1 protein-coding gene is annotated in these 1243 nt (G+C 64.5%); it reads right to left on the bottom strand.

Going from position 1 to position 1243, the window contains the following annotated elements:
• Positions 1-30: 30 nt before the first annotated feature.
• Positions 31-1232 (bottom strand): IS3 family transposase gene (locus ACTXPP_RS14095; RefSeq protein ID WP_148263198.1). Its coding sequence is split into 2 segments (ribosomal slippage): positions 31-944 and positions 944-1232, totalling 1203 coding nucleotides; the frame shifts between segments, so codons are not numbered across the junction.
• Positions 1233-1243 lie beyond the last annotated feature (11 nt).

Consider the following 1243-nt stretch of genomic DNA (forward strand, 5'->3'; position numbering starts at 1 on the left):
GGGTCTGCTGCATGATCTGAGACAGGTTGGTTACGCTGCCGTGATGGCAGGTGTTTTCATCATGGTCTCGTACTCCACCGGGGTCAACCGTCCCAGACCCACTTGCCGACGACGACGGTGATACGTGCGCTCAATCCAGGTGACGATCGTCACCCGCAACGACTCCCGGGTGTCCCAGACCCGCCGGTCCAGCACGTTTTTCTGCAGCAGGGCGAAAAACGACTCCATCGCCGCATTGTCACCACAGGAAGCCACTCTGCCCATCGAGCCGACCATCCGGTAGCGCTTCAGGGCGGTGAGGTAGTCCCCGCTGCGGAACTGGGATCCGCGGTCGCTATGCACCACACATCCGGTAACCTCACCGGCACCAGCGCGGATCGCCACGGCGTTGTCCAAGGCCCGTACCGCCAGATCAGCGTGCATATGTGAGTCGATGGCGTACCCGACGATCCGGCCGGAGAAGACGTCTTTGATCGCACAGCAATACAGTTTCCCCTCCTTTGTGGGGTGCTCGGTGATGTCGGTGAGCCACAACCGGTTCGCCGCCGTGGCGCTGAACCGGTGGCGCACACGTCCGTCGGCGTCGGTGACGGTGCACAGATCGTCGTGCACCGCCGGGCCCGGCCGACGGGCACCACGGCGTCGTTTCTTGCCGAACACGCTGAACCACCGGTTGGCCGAGGTGATCCGCCACGCCGTGCGATCGGCCATCGCCTCACCGACCTCCCGGGCCTGATCAGCCAGCAGTCGGTACCCAAACTCCGGGTCCCGGGCGTGTGCGGTGAACAGGGCATTAGCCCGGTAGGCCTCGGTGATCTCAGCGTCGGTGACCGGCCGGAGCCGCCACCGGTAGTACGACGCCCGGGACAGTCCCAGCACAGCGCAGGTCACTGCCACGGCAATCCCCTCCGCGGCGAGATCGGCCACGAAGGGGAACATCATTTTGGGTTGACGTCCTTGGCGAAGTACGCCGCAGCCCGTCGTAGGATCTCGCGTTCCTGCTCGACCCTGCGCAGCTGGGCTTTGAGCTGACGGTTCTCAGCAGCCAGATCAGCCTGATCTCCTGCCGTGGAGGCGGCAGAACCAGCCTCGAGTCGCAGCCAGCGCCGCAGACACGACGAGGTGATACCGAAGTCCGCGGCGACGTGGGTCAAGGGTGTGCCGGCTTTCTGAGCTGCTCGGGCCACGGCGATGACGTCGTCACGAAACTCTGGGGGATAGCGTTTGGGCATGAAAGACATCC

Origin of the sequence: Candidatus Corynebacterium faecigallinarum (assembly GCF_052264515.1) — a bacterium.
GTDB lineage: Bacteria > Actinomycetota > Actinomycetes > Mycobacteriales > Mycobacteriaceae > Corynebacterium > Corynebacterium faecigallinarum.